Here is a 21,533-nt window from a genome sequence, read left to right on the forward strand (position 1 = left end):
GATCTACGTTATTAAAAGGATACCTTGAGATTTAAACCATAACTGCGGGTCGTTGGAAGGGCAAAGCTATCGTAGCCCTGGCCTCCGACACCCGTAGTTGTATTGAGTTCAGGATCATAAGGGGCATCGTTACGAAAGAAAAATAAGTTCCGTCCTGTCAGTGATATGGAGGCCTGCTTGATGCCTTGCCATTTAATAGGAAGCTTGTAGCTTAAAGCAATTTCACGCATCCGAATATTTGTGGCGCTGTAAAGCTGACCTTCGATGATACCATCACGGTTGCCTACTGCACTGTAGTAAGCCTGTGCCGGAAGAAGGCCTTCCCAAGCTGTGCCGTCCATTTTAACAGCTGCAATGTCAACACCGCCGCGATCCCTTGCTGCCGCGCTTTCTTCGCTTACACCAAAGGAATTGAGGTAGCCGTCGGTGATACTAATTACTTTTCCGCCGAACCGGCCGTCTATCGTAAAGCTCAGACCAAAATCTTTGTAAGTAACATTGTTGGTCCATCCCACAATGGCTTTGGGTGTATTATTGCCGATATATCCCGCAGGAGCGATCTGTGGCCGGCCATTGTCATCAACGATAATTATCCCGTTTTGATCGCGCTTGAACATAGGAGCCCAGAAATCACCAAAGGAACCGCCAAGACGAAGGACATTAAAATTTCCGCCCATGGGGTAAGTATTTCCCAGGTTAGGCGCTAATTTTAGAATCTTGTTGCGGTTGGCAGTAAAATTAAATCCCGTGTTCCAGTTAAAATGCTCTTTTTTTATTGCAGTTACACCCAGAGCCGCTTCAATACCTTTATTCTCAACATTTCCTGCATTCAAAAATACGGTCGTGTTAACAACGCCCACGGGTCCCTGATACTCAAAATATTGATCTCTGGTATTGGTTTTGTAAAGTGCGATATCCAGATTGATACGATCTTTCCAAAAACGGCCTTCATAACCTAATTCGATACTTTTACTGATTTCGGGTTTCAATGGTATTCCCATGTAGGGCCCCGATACATTTGGGGTCAGAATGCCCGTATTTAAGGTGTTTACAGGGATTGTACTATAGGCGGCAACATCGTTCCCAACTTGGGCAAAAGATAGACGGAGCTTACTGTAGGTAATGAAGCTTGGCAATTTGAATAATTCATTCAGGACTGTTGATACACCTGCCGACCAATAAAAATAGCCCTTATGTTCCTTGGGTGTATTAGCTAGGGTAGAAGCCCAGTCATTTCTAGCCGTTAAATCAAGGTAAACTTTTTCGCGGTAGCCCAAATTGGCCGAAGCAAATAAAGACTGGATCTGTCGACGTGATATGGTTTCAGTCGCTGACTGCATAGGGGCATCACGATAGATATTGCTCATCAGAAACTTATTGGCTATGGCGAGTCGAGCCAGGTCTAAAACAGTGCCATTTGAACGTAAGTCATTGATTGAGGTACCTGCTGTAAAATTTAAATCAAGCTGTTCGGCCCATTGTTTATTACCGGTTAATAATAGATCGCCATATAAGGCTGTACTTTCGCTTCGATCGATATTATAACGGCCATTGTCGCCAAGCTTACCATCGATAGGCAGGCCCGACAGTACGCCCTGTGTTCCCGCATATATCCGGCGTTCCCAATGATCCCAACGCTTGTTCAAGGTTCCGCGGGCACTTACAGACAGCCAATCTGTCAAGACATAACGGAATTGAGCCTGTCCGATAATATTATCCCTTTTTTGATCCGTAGGAATGCGATTGAGCACCCAATAAGGATTTTGCTGATGATGCGTTCCGGTAAGTTTAGCGTCGGCATTGATATTCCACCAGTCCTGCAAATAGAAGTTGCGGCTTTCGGAGAAATATTCGAAATTTTTATATTTATCAAAATCCTGTCCTCTAGGAAACAAGTATAAACCCGCTATCGGGCTGAAGTACAAACCTGAGGAAGGGCGGTTATGGATATTCTGACGCGAATACATCAGACTTCCATCAAAGAAGAGTTTATCGTCAAAGAAGTTCATCGAATTTCGAAAGGTGGCGCTATGCTGCTTAAACGTGTTGGTTGGCAGAATTCCCTTGTTGCTTGTATTGGCATACGAAAAATAGCTCTGTATGCGATTGGTTCCGCCACTCAGGGCTAAGGTATTGATAAAAGTTGTTCCGGTATTGTAGAAATCTTTTACAGGATCAGCGAAATTACCTTTCTCACCCCAGCTTTCCTCGCTCGAAGGTGTGGTCTGTCCATAGCGGTATTGCAATTTGGGCAGGTAAAAAGCTTTGTCAGCCGTGAAACCGCTGGAGAGATCAATTTTCAAGTTTCCCTCAGCTCCTTTTTTTGTGGTGATCATAATTGCACCATTGGCACCCTGGCTGCCGTATAATGCAGAGGCTGATGCACCTTTCAGAACATTGATGCTCGCGATGTCATCAGCATTCAAGGTACTCAGGATATCACCACGATCGGTAGCTCCACCGAAGGCGCCATCGTTGCCACTACCGTTTGTATTTGTGATCGGGAGACCATCAATGACATACAAAGGCTGGTTGTTGCGGTTTGATTTAAATCCACGTAGCACAATATTCACGGATCCACCCATACCCGACGAACTGCGGTTGATCTGCACGCCCGAGACTTTACCTGTCAGGTTATTCATGGGATTGACATCCTTTACTTTGGTCAGTTCGTCACCTTTTACGACCTGCGTCGAGTAGGTTAGACTTTTGGCCTTCCGCTGAATACCTAAAGCTGTGACCACGACCGTCTCCAGGGAAGACGATTTGCTCGTCATCTTGATGCTGATGTCGTTTTCTTGTGCCGTTATGGTACGCCTTGCATCTTCATAACCAACGAGTGTCACCAGCAGCTTGACTGCACCCTGAGGTACATTTAACGTGAATTTCCCCTGATCGTCGGTAGAGGTTCCGACGTTGGTAGATTCGAGGCGGACCGTTGCACCTCCCAAAGGTGCATTAGTGGCGAGGTCAACAAGGCTTCCTTTTAGCGTCCGTTGTTGACCATGGGCTAATGGGATGATCACTAGCCATAGAAGTAAAAAAGACAAGATTTTACTCATAATCATGTAATTAAAAATTGGTTAAAAATTGTGTTTGACCCAAGTAGATGAAGATGCAAACGCCGACAAGCCGAATCAACTTTAGTATTGCCTACATAAATGTAAAGAAAAAGTTACGCAATAAAAAAGACTTTTTTTGAAAAAATTTAACATGTTAAAAGTATCTGATAATCAATTATATAGGTTAATCTGCCATTAAGGGTATCTTCCTCAAGTAGCTGCCTTGATATCTTAGAGAGTCTTTCAATGGTAAATTTAGAGACAAATGCTTGTCAGTAAACCCATAACTATTTCGATTGTCGAAATGAATGGAGAGCCAGTGTCAGAAGCGGTGCGGGATACCGACAACAAGATTATCGGCAAAATAAATTCGGGTGAAATTATCTAAAGGGATTAGACACTATCTCGAGAATTGCGTAAATTTGAGAGAGGGCTAACTCAAAATACCTAAATATAAAAGATAAGACCTTCCAAATTATTGAAAGGTCTTTTATGTTCAGCTTTTCATTGCGATTGCTTTAAATAGCTTGTATTTGTCTAATCATTTGATTGGTAAATCCCCATTCATTATCATACCAGGCCATTACTTTCACAAGATCGCCATCGACAACTCTTGTCATTTCCAGATCAACTGTCGCTGCAAACGGACTTTTGATGATATCTGTAGATACAAGGGGTTCATCTGTTACCGTTAGCACCTTTTTATAGCGATCAGTTTTAGATTCATCGATCAAAATTTGATTTATCTCTTCGATCGTTGTGAGCCTTTCGGCAATAAAAGTAATATCGGATATGGATCCCACCGGAACAGGTACCCGAACTGCTATGCCGTCAAACTTTCCGGCGTATTGCGGAAGTGCTTTTGTAGTCGCTATCGCAGCACCGGTAGCAGCAGGAGCAAGGTTAATTCCTGCAGCCCTTCCCATACGCGGTTCTTTTTTTGAAGGAGCATCTACAAGTGCCTGTGAAGCAGTATAACCGTGTGTGGTATTTAGAATTGCTTTTTTGATTCCTATCTTTCTTCCTAATATTTCGATGATCGGGCTGATATTGTTGGTCGTGCAGCTTGCGCATGAAAAAACAGAAACCTTTCCATCTTCGGTATTTACCCCATGGACAACAGTAGGCGTATCTTTGGTAGGACCCGAGATGACTACAAATTTTGCTCCGGACGTCAAATGTTTTTCAGCATCGGCTTTGTTCGTGAAAATACCCGTACTTTCGATGATGATATCAGCTTGAATATCTTTCCAGGGTAATTTTTCAATTTCTCTTATGCTTGTATATTTAACAGCCTTTCCGTCGACTACAAGTGTATCTCCCTCGATACGTATATCTTTTTCATATTTACCATAATTACTGTCATATTTAAGCAGGTAGGCAGCGTTTTCTATACTCATCAGATCATTGATTCCGACAACCTCAAGGTCGGCAGTTTCAGTTATTATTTTTAAAGCGGCACGTCCGATGCGGCCAAATCCATTAATAGCAATCTTTTTCATAACATTCCTTTTAATTCTATTTATATTTTTTTCTATTTAATGTATGTCTAAGTTCTTCTATTTTCCGATAAAAAAGATTGACATTGGTCAATAAATTCCCTTTGCTAAAGTCACTTCGTAGTTTTTACTGATTATTAAACTGTCCATCGTTATAGCTGCAGCTATTCGCAACTGTGGTATTTCGTAACATGCTGATTATAAATAAAAAAAAGTCAATTACATTTGTCAATTCTTTTTCGTCAAAAATTGGCAAAAAACAATCTAAAACCATAATTTGACGCGTCTTTGAAAGGGAATAAACCCTAGAGATGGAATTGGCATAAAAGATATTTGCAGATAATATTAAATAATTCTATCTGTACATAGAAAGCCGTTCACATTTTTATTTTCGCTAACATCAGCTTTGGTTATTCAGCTTTGGTTATAAAGAGCTGCTTTTGTCGAATTTTAAATGTTTGTACATATTTATTTTTTTGATTAATCTTGGCTCTGAAATTCATTTATGAATCTTCTAAAATTTTTAAATTAATAAAAACAGACAATGAAGTTCACTATTCTCTTTTTAATATTCGCATTTATTTGTTTTAACGGCGAAGCTCAAAAGCAACCTGAAACCTTTAAGGTGATGGCATGGAATATCTTGCACGGAGCCAATGATAGCGAGAACGGCAAAGCACATGCGGTACAGATTATAAGAGAAATAAATCCGGATGTCATATTGATGGTAGAAACTTACGGTTCTGGTAAAGAAATAGCCGATTCCTTAGGCTACAATTTTCATTTAATTGCTCCTGAAGGAACAGCCTTAAATGATAAGAAAGTTAATCTGTCAATTATATCAAGATATCCTTTTGGGGAACGGATTGATACTGAATTTCCTTTTTATCTGGGCGGAAGAGAAATTATCATCCAAAACCAAAAGATCCGATTTTTCTCGAACTGGTTTCATTATTTACCATGGGAAAACGAACCCGAAAAGTTGGGTAAAACAGCCGAAGAGCTTCTTGTTTGGGAAAGATCGGGTGCTAAATACGAAATGATACAAAAGGTATTACCCTGTTTAAAAAAGTATGCTGCACAAGCGGATTCAATACCAATGATTCTTGGTGGAGATCTAAATACCCCTTCTCATTTGGATTGGGGCAAGAATACGAAGAAAATGCATAATAATCTGGTGGTCCCCTGGTATTCAACAAAAGTATTGGCAGATATTGGATTGATGGATACTTATAGAACCTTGAACTCAAATCCCATCACACATCCAGGTATTACATGGCATACGAAAGGTGAAAATGATAACCATCGGATCGATTATATATTTTACAAGAGTCCAATGTTAAAAGCGATAAAATCTGAGTCTTATCAAGCATTTTTTAATGAGACCATAAAACTGAATGGTAAAGAAATTTTATACCCTTCTGATCATGGTTTTGTCGTGACAACATTTAAAATAAGGTAACAACGATCATAATCACATCGATTATAAAACTCAAGTATATATTTAGTATACCTGCTCAATCTGTATGGAAGTTAATAAATAGGGAAACCAACAGAGCTGTCAATATTAGTCATGTACTACTGTTGATAACCGTACTATTAACCTTAGTGGGGTGTTTATTGTTTCAATAATAATTGAAGTTTTATGATTTCATCAGCTGAATTTGTGAAAGAATTAATTAAAAGGTTTCCAGCGATCAAAGACGATATACTTGGTGAGGCTTTTGCCTTTTCAATCACTCTGCAGATGGGGATGTTACAAAGATTTATCCGAAATCTACATAAGTACTAAATATTAATTAATATTTAACGTCTCTCCATTTAATGCTAATATTGCTATAGAAGCCGTTCCCATCAGCTGCACATTGAGTAAGGATGATATTTCAATACTCGTATGTTTTGACAGGCGATTGATGCTGAATTCGACGACAGCGGCCTGAATCTGCGGAAGCAGTATCTGCCCGATTCTTGCACCAGTTCCACTAATAATCACTTTTTCTGGATTGACAATATGTATTAGCGTAGCAATACCTTTTCCAAGCATATAACCTATCCTAGAAAAGGAATTAATCGCTAGTTGATCACCACCTATAGCTGCTTCCATCAATTGATCTAATGTGATTTTTCGTTCCCGTTGGTATAGTTCGCTGAGTATTGACACCTCTCCAGCATCAAGTTTTAAACTGGCACACTCGACCGCGGCAAGAAGAGATGCTTCAACTTCGAGGCATCCCTTCTTGCCGCAGGAACATAGTTTATTTTGATCTGACAGCGGAATATGACTAAACTCGCCAGCGAATCCAACACTACCTCTAAATAGTTCATTTTTTAAAATCATGCCCATGCCAACTCCCCAATTGAGATTGATAACCAATGCATTTTCAGTATCCTTGGCTTTGCCAAAATTATGCTCCGCAATGGCGATAGCTGCAGAATCATTTTCGATATATGCAGGGCGTTTCAGATGCTGCTGAATTATATCTCTTATATTAAAAAGAGGATGTTGTTCGCAATAGGATGTATTTATACCTTTAGCCGAATTAACGAAACCTGGCATAGTAATTCCCACAATTAGTATTTTTGCAGCTAATTGATCCGCTAAATAATGATCAATTCGTTCCAAAATTCTTACATGTAGATTGCTGTCTAGCTGTAGATTTATTGTTTCCTGTGAGGAATTTTTTACGATGTTGTTTGAAAGATCCAATAAAGTAATAGTGAAGCTATATTGATCAATGGTAATAGCCAATATAAAAGGTAGATTCTTTCCGTTCAACGAATAACTAGTCGCTCTACGTCCGCCAGTTGATGGCGCGAGGCCTTCACAAGTGATGATTTTTTTTTCAAGAAGATACTGGATACTATTGGTTGTATTAGGTATGCTTTTTCCTATATTTTTGCTGAGTTCTGCGATGGACAGTGTGCCCGAAAAATAGAGTGTTTTAACGATAACCTGATGTAATGGATTCATATTTAGCTTTCAGTAAGTGATTGTATATTTGCATTGAATACCTATATGGCTGTAAATGCACATGAGTATGATAAATTCTAGTTCGGCGAACCAACTAGGCTGTAGGCAATAGTAAATAGAGTTTTATTTATATTCAATATTATGTAGATCTCATTGTGGGAGAAAACAGGTAAGACTATTTTGAGGAAGCTCAACAGCATAAATAAAGTAAGTTTTAACAGCTTGTCGAACTATTATAAAGAATCCTTCAAACATATTTTATCCGAGGTCAACTATAATGCCAACGTCAAAAGGCCGGTTTAAAGCATATTTCCTTTGTTTTCTCCTATTAGATGTCCGAAAACGGACATTAGAACTTTTGAATCGTACGATAATGGTACACAACGATAAAAGTATGCGCACGTTGTTGTGGAGATATTTATTCAATTTGTAGTAGACCTGATCCATATACAACTCCGGACAATGCAATTAATATCAAATCTAGACCAATTGTATATTACCAAAAGAGAGGGGGAGTTCAAAAGTCGTTTTAGATCCGAAAAATTTCTAAATGAGAAATTCCAATAATTGTGTACATTGTGTCTTATAACCTATAAAAATCAATAGATGAATTTAAGAGAAGCAAGAGTGTCGGATATTCCACAGATGCAAATAGTAAGGAATGCTGTAAAGGAAAATCCATTATCGGATCCAGGTCTGGTAACTGATCAGGACTGTCAAGATTTTATAATAAAAAGAGGCAAAGGATGGGTGTTTGAAATTAACAATAATATTGTTGGTTTTGCAATAGTGGATCTGGCTGAACATAATATTTGGGCGTTATTTGTACATCCGGAATATGAGAAACGGGGAATAGGGAAACAACTGCACGATATTATGCTGGACTGGTACTTTAACCAAACAGAACATACAGTATGGCTGGGAACCGCACCCGGTACGAGAGCAGAACGTTTTTACCGAAAAGCCGGGTGGAGGGAAATCGGAACTCATGGTAAAGGTGAAGTCAAATTCGAAATGCCTTTCAAAAAATGGAAGGAGTCGGCGGTTTAAAGCTTTTTGGTCATGTCGTGACTATTACAACTCAACGGACAAAAAGCGCCGCTTTAAACCAAGTGGCGCTTTTTATTATTTATTTGAGAAGCTAATGTTCCCTTATCGCAGTTTCGTCTTTCAAGATCAGGTCTGCAATTTCATCTTTCCGTTTAAAGCTTACACCCTTGTGCTGTTGCATGTAACGGATAATCTGTTCGGTGGCATTCACCATTTGCGGCGTTCCGCCAATTCTGTCATGAAAACTGATCGACAGTTGTCTGCGCTTGGTTTCAGCTTCTTGATAAAGTTGATCAAATTCCATTTTAACCTGCCGTGCAAATTGATCGGTTGAGTAATGTTCACCAGCAATCAATTGGATATCGTTGCAGCGAAGTGTATAAGGTATTACCGCAAAGTCCTTGTTTTTTACTTTGATAATAAAAGGTTCATCCCTGCTCAGATCGTCAATATGATATTTGAAACCCAAATCCTGTAGAATATTTAGTGTATTCTCGCCACGTCGCAACCAGTTGGCGTTATAACCAACGGGACGAAATCCAGTTGACTGCATAATCGCTTCTACGCCATCCTGTATGAATTTCTTTTCTTCCTCATAAGGAAGATTATATTGTTTACTCCAGTTCATTCCATGTGCTGCCGCTTCGTGACCTCTTTCGACAATTTCTTTTGCCAGTTGCGAGTTGTTGAGTACGGCAGAACCGACCATATGTGATGTAACTTTGATTCCAAGCCTGTCCCAGTTATCAAGCATTCTGGGAATACCTTCCTTATAGCCATATTGATACCAAGTTTCGGCAGGAAGATCTTTAAAGCCCTTTTCCATATTCTGTGGGAAGGGGCTTTCTGCATTGTCGGGCTGTCCGCCAGATTCAAACTGCATGGATATGGAGACGATCAATCTGGAGCCGTCTGACCATTTGGAATTATATTTTACTGGAGATCTGTCTTGGAGATTACTCGAACTATTTGCAAAAGGCAATACACTCAACGTACCAAGCGCTCCGGTTTGTTTAATAAATGTGCGTCTTGTGGTCATGGATTAAAGATTGAAAAGTTTATCTAAGGCCCAAGAGTTGCTCTGAATAAATTGTAGCAGCAGGGCAAAAAAAGCAAGGTGCAGTAACTGAGAGGGAATCGCTTCCCAGTTCTCAATCATGGCTGTACCAAAAAGCAGGATAAGCAATACTCCCGCTCCCATGATTAGTGCAGGTTTTGTAAACAAACCAATCAATAGAAACAGGCCCACCGTGAATTCTGCCACAGGTAGTACATAGCTGAAGGGTAGTACCATAACTTTTGGCAAAAAGGATTTTTCAAAACTGGCGATCATCCATTGGCTGAAAGCATTTAATTTAGGTAGCCGTACAAGACCGTGTCCAAACAAACTGATGGCAATGCCCAGCCGAAGGAGTAAGAAAACTGTTTTATCCATTATCTTATTTTAATTATTATTTGATGATTCAAAATTGCATCAATCTACTGTCTGAAATCGGTATATTTGGAGGTATTATCGGTAAAAAAACAGGATGAGGTTAAAAACATTGCATAGGCCATTTGAAATCGAGCTGCTCACATTAAATGAGCATACTGCCGTTCCTCATAAAAATACCTATTTCGAAATGGTTTTTATTTTGGAAGGAAGTGGTGTTCAGATTATCAATGAGCATGAGCTTCCTTATGATAGCGATAAGCTTTTTTTAATTTTTCCACAGGATTCGCACTCCTTTCGTATAGCCATAACAACGAGTTTCTGCTTTATTAGATTTAATGAAAGTTACTTAAAAACTCAGCATAGAGAATGGGTCCAGAAGCTTGAATACATCTTTTACAATTATGATCATTTGCCTGGCTGTATTCTTAAAACTGTTACTGATAAGCCAATGGTAAGAGCTTTGACCGAGGCTCTGTTAAGGGAACAGCAAAATGGAGGCCCCCATCATCAGGAAGTTATCCAACAGTTGCTGAACACCGTCATTTCCATCGCTGCACGAAATATTGCATCCGTTCAAACGGCATATCCTTATCAACCATCTCATCCATTGTCAATGCTTGGATATGTACACCAAAATATCAAACGGCCAGGGGCACTAAAGATTGAAGAGCTAGCTTCCTATTTTCATTTGTCGCCAAACTATGTGGGGGAGTATTTTAAAAAGGAGACGGGAGAAAGCCTGCAAAAGTATATCCGCCATTACAGGCTCCAAATGATTGAAGCAGCACTGATACATACAAACAGACGAATTAGCGAAATCGCGCTAGACTTCGGATTTACGGATACCAGCCACCTCAACAAGATGTTCCATCAAGAGTATGGTGTAAGTCCCACAACTTTTAGGAAAAGACTACTCGAAAAAAGTGGACATTTATAAATCCATGTGAAATCCTTTGCTTATTGCAAATATCAGACTGTTCGGTATCTCCCACGTACCGCTTACATATAACTTGTTGTCCTCCGATAGTTTCCGTAGCACCATTCTTTTGCTATACACATCAAAACAAAAGGATATGGCAAATCAATAAAATTCCATTGCCCGCCATAGCCTTCTTGTTTCAGTAAAAAGCTCCAATTGATCATCTCAATAATATGATACCTCATAAACATATTATTGTTCAACCCCATATTTTATCAAGTTGAAAGATACGCTAAAGAATATTTTAATAAAAGTATTTGCAATTATTATCGAGCTTCTCACAAGTATCAAAATGCTTGATTTATTATAACAGAGCTAATACATTATTGACCGTTTAATATGATATTGATTAAAAACCTATTTATACTTTTGTTGATCTCCTGTGCAGCAGCTGGTCGCCAGAATAAGAGTGTGATGACCAATGCCAACATGAAATTCAATTTGTTAATTTTCGTAGTTAATACTTATTTTTTGTTTCTGTTCTTTAGTATGCGGTGACGTAGTTCCTGTTCTTTGTCTGCGTCCCAATATTTGCAGTCAAGCTCAATGAACAAGGAAGTATAAGGCAATACGGACGCTGTTTTGAGAATGACAATGTTAAACAGTTTGGATGCGTCATCTATTTTTTTGAAAACAGACGCGTGGGGGATGACATGGATATCTGAACCGAAAATGGTACCAATTTTCTTTTTAAAGGTATCCACTCCGGGGACAAGTTGTTCGTCGATATTAGCAAGTTCTTCATCCTGATAGACAATCGGTCGGATATGGTCCTGTGTTTTCAATAGGCTATCCATTTGTTGTACTACTTCTGATAGATCCTGTGCAGTATTGATGATAGTGACATTGGCGCTACTCGGTGCTGGATAGGCTTTGTCTACGATCAATATCCAGTTGCGGTGACCCAATAGAGGTAATGTTGCTTCCATTTGATTTTGCCAGCTACTATCTTTTACCACAGTTTTCTCAGTCGACTGAGATAATGGCGCTTGGCAACTGCCAATAAGGAGGCCAAAGCAGAAAAATCCAAGCAAATAGGTTGTTATCTTTTTCATGACCAAGTGATGTTTAGTTTGTCTCCCGTCTGAAGTGTCAATTCATTCGTGAAAATTAATTTTAGCTGTTGTTGGATGACTTCTGTCTCCGATACTTGTACAGCTTTACCATTTAATCTTATCTTAAGATTTTTTGTTTGGCGCGGCGGTTTGGAAAGGTGACCAATACTCAAAGTCCGTAAACCCAGCGATCCATATGTCAGGGATATCATAGCTTCAAAGGAAGACCGCTGGGTTTGCTGATAAGTTCCCCAGCCGGTTGCTGCAGTAAAAGCGGCTTTGAAGTCCGCATGTTGCATTCGTGGGGCAAAACCAAGATGTTTTTTAGGACCATGATATTGGTATCCGCAAGCATTTATAAAAGTACCGTAGCTAGCCATTGCTCGCGCGTAGTGATCACTACATTCGATCTCATTATAAGGATTGCGTTTTGCGGCATCGTATCGCTCATGGATGCAACGAGTCAAGATCAGACTTTCCTCCACCATTCCCTCAGCCATCATATGAGCAGCAACCTGATGTTCAAACCCGCTCATGCATTCGTGAAAGTAACCAAGTTGCCATGTAATATCTTCGCCATAAGCTGCAGTTTCATTGTTCGGATTCGTATTCATGACCATACCACCTTCACCGGATAAGGCATAGGGTCTGCCATTAAGGTGCGTTCGGATATAAGGTCCTACATCCATGGTGAAATTATAGTTCCATAATGCCTTTAAGGCCGAGCGTGTTTTCTCAACGCTATTTATCCGGGGCAGATTGACCTGAAATGTCCAGGCCTGGCCATATACCTGATCGATATGGCAAGTGTTATAGGAACCCAGTTTTTTCCGACCAAATTCCTTGTTTGGCCGATGGATATAGTATTCTCCATTAAATAATTCTGTATCCATTGCTGTCATTCCTTTACTGACGTATTGTGCACATGTTTTTTGGAATACCTGATCATTCATTTCAATTGCCATCAGTTCGGCAGCTTTAACTGCTGCAAGACATAAACCTACGATCCAGGCAATCTCACCTTCCCAGACTGCATCAAGTGTATTTTCCATCGGAGTGTCGGTCATACCATCACCATTTCTGTCCTGATCGATGATGAATTGAACAGCTTTTTTGAGTTTTTGCCAGTTATGAGCCAGAAAACCGTTGTCTTCCGACATTTGGTGTTCCCTGTAAAAACGGAGTATCACCCCAGCTTGACCATCAATAGCAGGGCGAGTCTCATATTCTGCGCGGAATATGATAGCCCCGCTTTCAGGGACGAAGCCAACACCTAGATCCGTAGTTTCGCGAAGATTTCGTTCAAGTTCAGGAAAGAGGCGACTCATTGTTTGTCCATATTGCCATACATGGGTACAGGTACCTGCACAGGCACCAACACCTTCCCAAGCCCAAAAGCGACCACTGGCAAAACGATAGGTATTTGCAGTAGCCAGGGTGCCGATATTAACCAGTGTACGGTCCAGAAACCAGTGGGGGAGTGTCGAATTGTACCAAGTCTCGACCCAAGTTAATGTAAATTTGTTTAGATCGTCTCTATGTTGGTGATAATATTTTAAAACATCACTAGCATCTGAAAACTTGGTGCCATACCAATAGCCTTGTTGTGCATCTTTGATCTTTTCACGCAACAGAGGGTGGGGATTGTTGAAATGCCAACTGATGGCATAGGATACAGCATCGGTGCTTTGCGGAGAGATCTCACGTTGGACTATTATGTTCCCGATTTGGAGCTGGTCGAATGGCACAGATGCTGACTCTTTGCCAAATTTCTTTTGCGCCGGATCGAAGGGCCAGGAGTCTACCATAGCATTTGCGGTAGCGTCAACGGCATCACAGTAAAGTGCCATGGTACCATAGTCTCCCGCCAGTTTTTCGGCTTGGGGAACACCCTCACAGGAATAAAGTATACTTTGTACATTTTCGATGGATACTACCTGTGCAAGCTTTGTAACCCCTTTAAATTCTTTGCGAGGTTTGTGCACTCCGTTTTCCAGCCAGGCACAAAAGGCCACTTGAACTTTGTGTTTGGTCTTATTTTTTGCTTTCAGATGCATCGTAGTCATTGGCAACGATGAGTTCTCCGCATCTAATGGAATAAATGGCGAATAGATATGTAATTCGATGTCGAGGGGTGAATCCTCTGCCAAATAGATGATTTTGCAGCTGGGGTATGCCGATTCAAAAATGACCTCATCCCAGTGTTCTTTACGTAATTCGCGTGTCTGGACATTTCCATTTCCCGATATGGTTACAGAAAAGCCTTGTTCCAGTACCCTTAAATTATCGGCTATTGCAGGCTCAATATATGCCGCACCGTCACGAGGCCTGATATTGACGTACTCGCGACCATTATACCATTGTACAAGCTTTGGTTCTATACCTTCCTTGATTCCTTCATAGGTCTCATTATAGATCTGCCAGAGCCAGAGACGTCCATCGCCACCGGCATAGACCGTTCCCGCGTGAAGTCCTCCGACGGGCATTCCGATGTATTGTAATTCGTTTTTGCTCTTGTAATAACGGGTTTTCTGACCCCGCTTATAGAGCTGTTCAATCCACTTGGGATTGATTCTCTTATCGGCAGTAATATTATGCAGGGGCTGATCCCAAGCAAAGATGCTGCTTGCCCAGCTTGGGAACTGGGCAAGTAGTAATGCTGTACTTAGTAAACTAGAACTTTTTAAAAAGGATCTTCTATTCATAATTGATGAGATATAATTGTTTTATTTTGCATCGATAGGTAGCCAATTTTTATAGCCTTGTTGTCTTACATACTGCCAATTGCGAGGACCAGATGATGTATTAGCATCGCGGATGTCCAATTTATCATCAATGTAAGTTAGCACATCCGTATAATCTTGACCTATTACATTTTTGTAATGCAATACCAAGGTTTTGGTTTTCGGATCATAGGTGTTGTCAGTGCTAGTTCCCTGTGTTGTGGCATATGCAAAGGTGCCCTGAGGAAATCTACTATCTCCGATTGCGATAGGCTCCAACGTGTAAGTACCGTAGGCCTCATCATTTAAAAATAATTTATTGTACATCCAACCGTTTCCATGTAGTCCAAATACCTCAAAACTCCATAACCCGGTTCCCCAGATCATAAATTGACCTTTATCGTTTGGATCGTTACTCAACCGTGTAATGTATTTATAGTTATAATGTACACCGTTTACACTATTTTCTGCGGCGTTAGCCTGCAATCGTGCGGAATGGTATCTTCCTTCTGGGAGTTTTGGGATGGGAAAACCGGACCAATTGACTACCCTTTGGGCGTCCACAATGAGGTTAGCAATCAGAAAGTTATCGTAAAAACGATTCTGGGGCATGCTATTGCTTTCAACTATTCTTACCGGAAATGCAAAATTGGCATAGGCCTTACTGTCTGTACGTTTGATCGGTATCGCAAAAATAAGCGCGCTGGATGCTGTACCTTTTTTAATGGTTACTGTAAAGGTTTTTGTTACTGGGTCATAGGGTGTGTTTGTTTTATACAATGAAGATTCAGGAATATAATATGCTGTATTGTTTTCAATGTTAAAGTCGGTGAGCGTTTCTTGGTCGAAGGCAACGTTGACGGAAATATCTTTGTCGGCCGTGAGTGAGCCACCGATTCCGATTTTAAACTTCACCTCAAAGAATCCGTCCCGGAGGTCTTCGATAAGTTCTACATCATAGTTGTCGTTAAGGATCTTGAGCGTATCCACGAATGTATAAGCCTGTATTGCTGTGATGGAACGCTCTGACGCAGATGTCGATTCAGCATTTACGATATATAATTCCTGCTTATAAAACTCCTTGTTTTCATAATCCAATTTACCACAAGCTGCCCAAAAAAGGCAGATGGCAAGCAGCGAAAAGTATTTTATATAATTAGATTTCATCATTATGTTATATAAGAATCAATAATACAATATATGGTTACCATCCCGGATTTTGGATGAGCTTACCCCAATGGTTGGCGACATCGTTGTACGGTAAGGGGAAGAAATAGTCCTTTTTCTTGAAGGAATAACCATCTATAATGGTACGGTCATAAAAAGTAATATCTGCTTTTTTGTAATTCATTCCGTACACCGGCCCCCCTGATCCTTTGGGATTGCCCCAGTTGTCGCGTTGGACATTTTCAGCATCCTTCCAGCGTCGGATATCAAAATAGCGCTTTCCTTCGAACGCCATTTCCACCAGGCGTTCATGTTTGATCTTATTTCGGATTTCTTCTTTAGATCCTTGGTTATATCCTGGAAGCCCTGCCCGATAGCGCACCAAATTGAGATATTTTAGGATATCCGGATGTCCGGGTTGGCTTTCATTGAGCGCTTCAGCATAAGAGAGATAAACTTCCGCTAATCGGAATACCGGGTATTGTTTTTCATAAGTTCCTTCTATGCGCATATCATCGTCATTGATGTATTTGACAACGGCATAACCGGTACGTAATGAGGGGCGATCGGTCTCAAAATAACCATCGGCGGTTTCGGGTCTATAATCGACATAATAAAATGGATCTACCTTATCATCTTGTTTATATCCGCGGCCGTGAAAGCCGATCGTAGCATAAAAGCGTGGTTCACGGTTCAGTACACGGTTTGGTACGGCAGGGAATCGATTTCCGTTGAAAAAGTTGGTATGGATCGGCGAATTGAGCGAACTACCATCGCCCAAGATATAATACCCATCGGCGGCGGATGAAGTCGAAAAATCCTTATAGAGCTTCTGGTTCTCTTCTTCGATGGTTGCGCCGTTATTCATAAAAAAGCCATCAACAATTTTTTGCGTGGCGGCTATACGCGAACTATTGAGTGAATTGGAAGCTTTGTGACCTCGAGGCCATCCCAATGCCGTTAGGTTATAGGTTTGACTTTGTCTATTTACCTGCCAGATCACTTCCGTGTTCCAATAGTCATCACCACCGCTAAATAGGGCCTTGAAGGATCTATAAGGGTCAATACCGGCAGGTCCATTTGGCCAAGCTATAGTATTACCCGGAAAGTCACCTAAGGGCACAGTTTTGTAGTTTTTGTTGGCTGGCAAAGTGAACAATTGATATTGATTTAAGTCGATAATTGCTTTGTAGGCATCGGCGGCTTTTTTCCAGCGATTTTCATCGTATCCTTTGCCAAAGAAAGGTTGCCCCTCAGGATTAACAAAACTATTGTACTCTGTGTTACCGTTGACTAGCGGACTTGCCGCCCATAGTAGTATACGTGCTTTTGTTGCCATGGCCGTAGCTTTGGACGGTCTACCTAGATCAGAGGTCAATATCTGTGCCTGGCTTGGTAGTTTTTGAATGGTCAAGTTTAATTCGTTGGTTAAGAAATTGACACATTCCTCCAGCGTAGCCCGTTTTGTTGGGTAGTTGGCCTCATTCGCGTAATCTACCGTTTTATCAACGATAACAAAGGGACCATATATTTCCAAAATCAATGAATAATAATAAGCGCGCAAAAAGCGCACATCCGTTTGATAGCTTTCAAGCTCGCCCTCTTTAATCAATTTATCATTAGCCTGTGGGGAGTTTTCCAAAAATTGATTGCAAGCCCGTATCGCGCGATATAATTTTGACCAATAGCTCAGTTCCCATGGCATATTGTCTGAATTGTACTTACCCTGTGATAGTTGCATGGCCATATACGTATCCAGGCCTGCGTGGCCTTCATCGCCGGCCCCACTGAATGGCCAAGATTGATGCATATCAGTAAAATTGGGAAGATGGCCGTAACAGGCAGCCCAGGCTTCACGAATATTTTTACGGGAGGTCCAGATATCGTTAAGATTGTCGACCTCATGCAGATATTCCTCCGCATCCAGGTATTTACAGGACTGCATATTTACGATAGTCAATAATGCAAACGCTAAGCCTATGTTTTTGATGTTGAGTATTTTCATTGGAGTAGTTTTATTTAATCATATTGTGTTTGTAGTGTCTCGTAGATTCACTTCTTTTGATGATCTATTGTTAAAATGTTATGCTGATTTACAGTTTAAATCTGACATTCATACCAAGAGAATATGTGCGTTTTAATGGGTAAGCATACGAGGATTTCTGTTCGGGATTCCAGTCCTTGAATTTTGAGAACGTTGCCAAATTGTCACCACGTCCATAGAAATAGATATTCTGGAACGGAAGTTTGCTATTTTTTGGCATCCAGGTATACCCTAATTCGGCATCCGCCAGGCGCAAATAAGAAGCCTCACGTTCCCAGAAGGTGGACTGCTGTGCATTATTGCTGTTTTCCGAACCAACGCCCAGACGTGGATAGGCAGCATTTGGATTTTCCGTTGTCTTAGTACCCGAGTAAGATTCAGGTATCCAGTGATCGTTATAAGCAACTTCATAGATCGCACCACGGCTTCCTGAGGCATTGAACGGGATACGTCCACCATTAAGGGTACGGAATACATCCGATTTTCCGATCACACGGGTGGAGAAGGTCCAATTTTTATAGTTGAAATCCAGGGCGAGGGAATAGGTCCATTTGGGGTCTGTACTCGCTAACCAAATACGGTCTTCTGGCGTGATGAGACCATCCCCATTAATATCCTTGTACTTGATGTCGCCAGGCATGACCTTATTCCAGGTTTGCACAGGGCTATTATCGATATCAGCTTGATCTTTGAATAGACCCAAAGAGATATAATTCAGGTCACGCCCCCAGTCCAGTCCGATACCACTTTGGTAAGGCATTTTGGGATCAAGTTGCCCATTTTCTACAATCGTATTTATATTGTAGGTCAGGATTCCACGAATATAATTGATTCGGAAATTGCCGAAATTTTTACTGTACGACATATCTAGGTCGAACCCCCTGGAGTACATCTTTCCAAGGTTAGCTTTTGGTACAGAACTCAAACCCAGTGTTGCCGGAAGTTTGTTCAGGTCAATTAACTGGCCTTCACGTGTATTTCTAAAAATATCCAGTATCATTTTAAATTGATTGAACAGGCCAAGTTCTATACCGAGGTTCATCTTCTTATTTTGTTCCCAGGTAAGACCAAGCTGTTCCAAGCGACTTTCTCCCACTCCGGGAATATTTGTACCACTATATGCCGTACCCCCAAAACCGAAAGTATAGCCATCAAGAGAACCCGTTGTCGCCATATAACCGAAGCGTCTGGCATCCCCTGGAGCCCCCACTACACCATAAGAACCACGAAATTTCAATTGATTGACCGTTTTTTTCATTCCTTCCCAAAATTTTTCTTCCGATAGGATCCAGCCTAAACCAATAGAGGGAAACGAGGACCAGCGCTTGTCAGGCGTGAACATTTGTGACCCCGAAGCACCGAAGTTAATATCTGCAAAATAGCGGTTTTTAAAACCAGCCGTAAATCGTCCCGCAATAGATTGCTCCCTTGTCGGTAAAGCATTAACCAAAAGGGAATTCCCATTGTTATCATTAGGGACATCATCCATATACTCACGTTGTTTGTACAGTACAAAAGCTGTTGTCGTGAAATCCTTTCCAAAATCGCGGGCATAATTGGCACTTCCCTGTATTTCAACAACACGGTGTCCTGTAGGTGTTGTTGGTTCAAATCGCATTTTGTCATCTAGATCAGGGGTGGTATTGAGTGTGACCAGATTTCCATCTTTATCGCGGCCCGTACCGTTGTAACTGTTCGCAAAATCAGGACGGTGTTTTTGATAATCCTTAATATATTGATGTGTATAATTATTGATTTTCGAAAAAGAGGCAATACCGTTAAAAAATAACCCTTTTAATAGGAAATCAAGTTTTTGTGTAATATTGAGGTTGGTATTCATCACATTGGAGTAGCCGCGGGTAAAACCAGTTTTATTGAGCATCGAAAAAGGATTTTTTACACCGGCTGGTTCTTCTGGAGCGGTTCCGTTGGAGTATTGGGTAGGGAAGAGGGTCGGATTGATCTCATTGATGATATCAAGGATTTTATCCGTCCCCTGTCCGGGTTCTGTCGTTGTATTGTAGCGCCCGTCAAATCCGAGTCCCAATGTCGTTGTCGGACTGATATCAGCTTTTAAATTAGACCTAAAATTGAACTGGTTATATTTCGCATTTGAATTGTACGATTGGAGATTTCCCTTAAACATTCCGTCCTCTATGTAATAACCTCCAGACATATAGTAAGTCACTACATTGCCGCCGCCACCGATATTGAAATTTCCTTTATGCGATAAATTATTAGGTTTATATAGTGCATTGTACCAATCGACATTCGGGTAAAAGTCCATGTCATTATCTCCAAATTTTTTGATGATCTCATCAGAATATGGCTTGTCTTTCCCACGTACTGCAAATGCTTCGTTTCGCATTTGCGCATATTTTACAGCGTCGATCCAATGCGGTTTAAAGGTCGCATTGTTGACTGAGGAAGATATCGACATATTGACGCTGGGTTTTTCAGAGAGCTTTCCCGTTTTGGTCGTGATCACAATGATACCGTTAGCTCCTTCCAATCCATACACTGCTGTTGCAGAGGCATCCTTAAGAATAGAAAAGCTTGCAATATCATTGGGGTCTACATCATCAATCGATCTTTTTAATCCATCGATCAAGATTAATGGGTCAGAACTTCCCTTCACGGAGTTTATGCCACGAATAATAAAATTGGCTCCGTCCTTGCCGGGTTGTCCCGAAGTCTGGTTGAAAGACATTCCCGCTACACGGCCAGCGAGTTGATTGGTCAGGGAGCGGCCGGGAGTGATGAGTTCCTTGGGGTCGACTGTACTCATCGCAGCAACAACGCTAATTTTCTTTTGTACACCATGGGCGACAACAACTACTTCATCCAATGCACCATTGTCTTTTTTCAGTTCTACTTTGAGCTGGATCAACTCGTATGTAGTAAGCGAAGCAGTATTGATCTCAACAGTTTTGTAACCAATTGAAGAGAAAACGAGCACGGCTTTTTCGGGTAGATTCGTCAGGCTAAAATAGCCGTTTTCATCAGTTACTGTTCCAAAGAGAGAATTTGCTTTTACCTGGACCGAAACGCGGGCAATTGGTTTATTTTCCTCGTCTGTAACTGTACCGGAGGTTTGACCTTTTGGAGATTTTTTTTCCGTTGTTATAGGAACTTTATTCTCCGTTGCCGTTTTTTTGGGCGGCAAAGCTTTGATCACAATTGTTCCATCGTGAATGGCATAGCTCAGGGACTGATTTTCCATTAGCTTATCCATGGTGTTTGTTAAAGAAGCATTTTTGACAGATAGATTAACTGCGGGCGCATGTTTTAATATAGATTCACTGTAGATAAATCTATAACCGGTAGCTTTCTGTACTTCAGAAAATGCTTTGGTTAAAGGAGCGTTTTTTAGCTCCAGATTTAAGGTTTGAGCCATCCCATTTGCCGATAGCATGGAGAAGGTACTGACGAGTACAGAGGCTATAAGGCCTCTTGTCCATGGTTTATTCGGCTTGCCGAATTTCGGGCATGGGTTTAAAAATGGGACATGAGAATTGCTTTCCATATCATTTGACTGGTTTATAAAT

At 40.9% G+C, this 21,533-nt stretch carries 15 protein-coding genes; 4 read left to right on the top strand and 11 right to left on the bottom strand.

Annotated elements, in window-relative coordinates; all coding sequences use genetic code 11:
• Nucleotides 1-11 precede the first annotated feature (11 nt).
• A complete protein-coding gene (locus OGI71_RS03110) occupies nt 12-3,062 on the bottom strand; it encodes a SusC/RagA family TonB-linked outer membrane protein (RefSeq protein WP_282253833.1) in 3,051 nt (1,016 codons plus the stop codon).
• A gap of 265 nt (nt 3,063-3,327) precedes the next feature.
• Here OGI71_RS03110 and OGI71_RS03115 point away from each other — a divergent pair, with 265 nt between their 5' ends.
• A complete protein-coding gene (locus OGI71_RS03115; RefSeq protein WP_282253834.1) occupies nt 3,328-3,450 on the top strand; it encodes a hypothetical protein in 123 nt (40 codons plus the stop codon).
• A 130-nt stretch (nt 3,451-3,580) separates the two neighbouring features.
• Here the strand turns inward: OGI71_RS03115 and OGI71_RS03120 are convergent, their stop codons facing one another.
• Complete coding sequence (locus OGI71_RS03120) at nt 3,581-4,564, bottom strand: glyceraldehyde 3-phosphate dehydrogenase NAD-binding domain-containing protein (protein WP_282253835.1); 984 nt, start codon at nt 4,562-4,564, stop codon at nt 3,581-3,583.
• A 541-nt stretch (nt 4,565-5,105) separates the two neighbouring features.
• Here OGI71_RS03120 and OGI71_RS03125 point away from each other — a divergent pair.
• Nucleotides 5,106-6,023 carry an endonuclease/exonuclease/phosphatase family protein gene (locus OGI71_RS03125; RefSeq protein ID WP_282253836.1) on the top strand — a complete coding sequence of 306 codons (918 nt, stop codon included), beginning with the start codon at nt 5,106-5,108 and terminating at the stop codon, nt 6,021-6,023.
• A 333-nt stretch (nt 6,024-6,356) separates the two neighbouring features.
• Here the strand turns inward: OGI71_RS03125 and OGI71_RS03130 are convergent, their stop codons facing one another.
• Nucleotides 6,357-7,532, bottom strand: coding sequence for an ROK family protein (locus OGI71_RS03130; RefSeq protein WP_282253837.1), 1,176 nt, complete (start codon nt 7,530-7,532; stop codon nt 6,357-6,359).
• Nucleotides 7,533-8,138: 606 nt separating this feature from the next.
• On the opposite strand from OGI71_RS03130, the gene OGI71_RS03135 reads away from it, so the two are divergent.
• The gene (locus OGI71_RS03135) at nt 8,139-8,582 is read left to right on the top strand and encodes a GNAT family N-acetyltransferase (protein ID WP_282253838.1); all 444 of its coding nucleotides are present in this window, start codon (nt 8,139-8,141) and stop codon (nt 8,580-8,582) included.
• A gap of 91 nt (nt 8,583-8,673) precedes the next feature.
• Here the strand turns inward: OGI71_RS03135 and OGI71_RS03140 are convergent, their stop codons facing one another.
• Nucleotides 8,674-9,621, bottom strand: coding sequence for a polysaccharide deacetylase family protein (locus tag OGI71_RS03140; RefSeq protein WP_282253839.1), 948 nt, complete (start codon nt 9,619-9,621; stop codon nt 8,674-8,676).
• A gap of 3 nt (nt 9,622-9,624) precedes the next feature.
• The gene (locus OGI71_RS03145) at nt 9,625-10,017 is read right to left on the bottom strand and encodes a DoxX family membrane protein (RefSeq protein WP_282253840.1); all 393 of its coding nucleotides are present in this window, start codon (nt 10,015-10,017) and stop codon (nt 9,625-9,627) included.
• A 94-nt stretch (nt 10,018-10,111) separates the two neighbouring features.
• Between OGI71_RS03145 and OGI71_RS03150 the strand changes: the two genes are divergently transcribed.
• Nucleotides 10,112-10,954 carry an AraC family transcriptional regulator gene (locus tag OGI71_RS03150; RefSeq protein ID WP_282253841.1) on the top strand — a complete coding sequence of 281 codons (843 nt, stop codon included), beginning with the start codon at nt 10,112-10,114 and terminating at the stop codon, nt 10,952-10,954.
• 62 nt (nt 10,955-11,016) lie between these two features.
• On the opposite strand, the gene OGI71_RS03155 is transcribed toward OGI71_RS03150, so the two are convergent.
• From OGI71_RS03155 to OGI71_RS03180, 6 genes are all read right to left on the bottom strand, one after another.
• Nucleotides 11,017-11,181 carry a hypothetical protein gene (locus OGI71_RS03155; RefSeq protein ID WP_282253842.1) on the bottom strand — a complete coding sequence of 55 codons (165 nt, stop codon included), beginning with the start codon at nt 11,179-11,181 and terminating at the stop codon, nt 11,017-11,019.
• 279 nt (nt 11,182-11,460) lie between these two features.
• Nucleotides 11,461-12,051, bottom strand: a complete 591-nt coding sequence (locus OGI71_RS03160; protein ID WP_282253843.1) for a hypothetical protein — start codon at nt 12,049-12,051, stop codon at nt 11,461-11,463.
• A complete protein-coding gene (locus tag OGI71_RS03165; protein ID WP_282253844.1) occupies nt 12,048-14,756 on the bottom strand; it encodes a GH116 family glycosyl hydrolase in 2,709 nt (902 codons plus the stop codon). Before OGI71_RS03165 ends, OGI71_RS03160 begins: the two co-directional genes overlap by 4 nt.
• A gap of 21 nt (nt 14,757-14,777) precedes the next feature.
• Complete coding sequence (locus OGI71_RS03170; RefSeq protein WP_282253845.1) at nt 14,778-15,944, bottom strand: DUF1735 domain-containing protein; 1,167 nt, start codon at nt 15,942-15,944, stop codon at nt 14,778-14,780.
• 34 nt (nt 15,945-15,978) lie between these two features.
• Nucleotides 15,979-17,946 carry a RagB/SusD family nutrient uptake outer membrane protein gene (locus tag OGI71_RS03175; RefSeq protein ID WP_282253846.1) on the bottom strand — a complete coding sequence of 656 codons (1,968 nt, stop codon included), beginning with the start codon at nt 17,944-17,946 and terminating at the stop codon, nt 15,979-15,981.
• 88 nt (nt 17,947-18,034) lie between these two features.
• Complete coding sequence (locus tag OGI71_RS03180; RefSeq protein ID WP_282253847.1) at nt 18,035-21,511, bottom strand: TonB-dependent receptor; 3,477 nt, start codon at nt 21,509-21,511, stop codon at nt 18,035-18,037.
• Nucleotides 21,512-21,533: the final 22 nt, after the last annotated feature.

This window comes from Sphingobacterium sp. ML3W, assembly GCF_029542085.1.
GTDB lineage: Bacteria > Bacteroidota > Bacteroidia > Sphingobacteriales > Sphingobacteriaceae > Sphingobacterium.

Bases quoted from the DNA above. Each gene is read 5' to 3' on its own strand.
- OGI71_RS03155 (WP_282253842.1), bottom strand. From the start codon at position 11,181: ATGAGGTATCATATTATTGAGATGATCAATTGGAGCTTTTTACTGAAA.
- OGI71_RS03170 (WP_282253845.1), bottom strand. From the start codon at position 15,944: ATGATGAAATCTAATTATATAAAATACTTTTCGCTGCTTGCCATCTGC.
- OGI71_RS03125 (WP_282253836.1), top strand. From the start codon at position 5,106: ATGAAGTTCACTATTCTCTTTTTAATATTCGCATTTATTTGTTTTAAC.
- OGI71_RS03165 (WP_282253844.1), bottom strand. From the start codon at position 14,756: ATGAATAGAAGATCCTTTTTAAAAAGTTCTAGTTTACTAAGTACAGCA.
- OGI71_RS03150 (WP_282253841.1), top strand. From the start codon at position 10,112: ATGAGGTTAAAAACATTGCATAGGCCATTTGAAATCGAGCTGCTCACA.
- OGI71_RS03175 (WP_282253846.1), bottom strand. From the start codon at position 17,946: ATGAAAATACTCAACATCAAAAACATAGGCTTAGCGTTTGCATTATTG.
- OGI71_RS03160 (WP_282253843.1), bottom strand. From the start codon at position 12,051: ATGAAAAAGATAACAACCTATTTGCTTGGATTTTTCTGCTTTGGCCTC.
- OGI71_RS03145 (WP_282253840.1), bottom strand. From the start codon at position 10,017: ATGGATAAAACAGTTTTCTTACTCCTTCGGCTGGGCATTGCCATCAGT.
- OGI71_RS03120 (WP_282253835.1), bottom strand. From the start codon at position 4,564: ATGAAAAAGATTGCTATTAATGGATTTGGCCGCATCGGACGTGCCGCT.
- OGI71_RS03115 (WP_282253834.1), top strand. From the start codon at position 3,328: ATGCTTGTCAGTAAACCCATAACTATTTCGATTGTCGAAATGAATGGA.
- OGI71_RS03135 (WP_282253838.1), top strand. From the start codon at position 8,139: ATGAATTTAAGAGAAGCAAGAGTGTCGGATATTCCACAGATGCAAATA.
- OGI71_RS03130 (WP_282253837.1), bottom strand. From the start codon at position 7,532: ATGAATCCATTACATCAGGTTATCGTTAAAACACTCTATTTTTCGGGC.
- OGI71_RS03110 (WP_282253833.1), bottom strand. From the start codon at position 3,062: ATGAGTAAAATCTTGTCTTTTTTACTTCTATGGCTAGTGATCATCCCA.
- OGI71_RS03180 (WP_282253847.1), bottom strand. From the start codon at position 21,511: ATGGAAAGCAATTCTCATGTCCCATTTTTAAACCCATGCCCGAAATTC.
- OGI71_RS03140 (WP_282253839.1), bottom strand. From the start codon at position 9,621: ATGACCACAAGACGCACATTTATTAAACAAACCGGAGCGCTTGGTACG.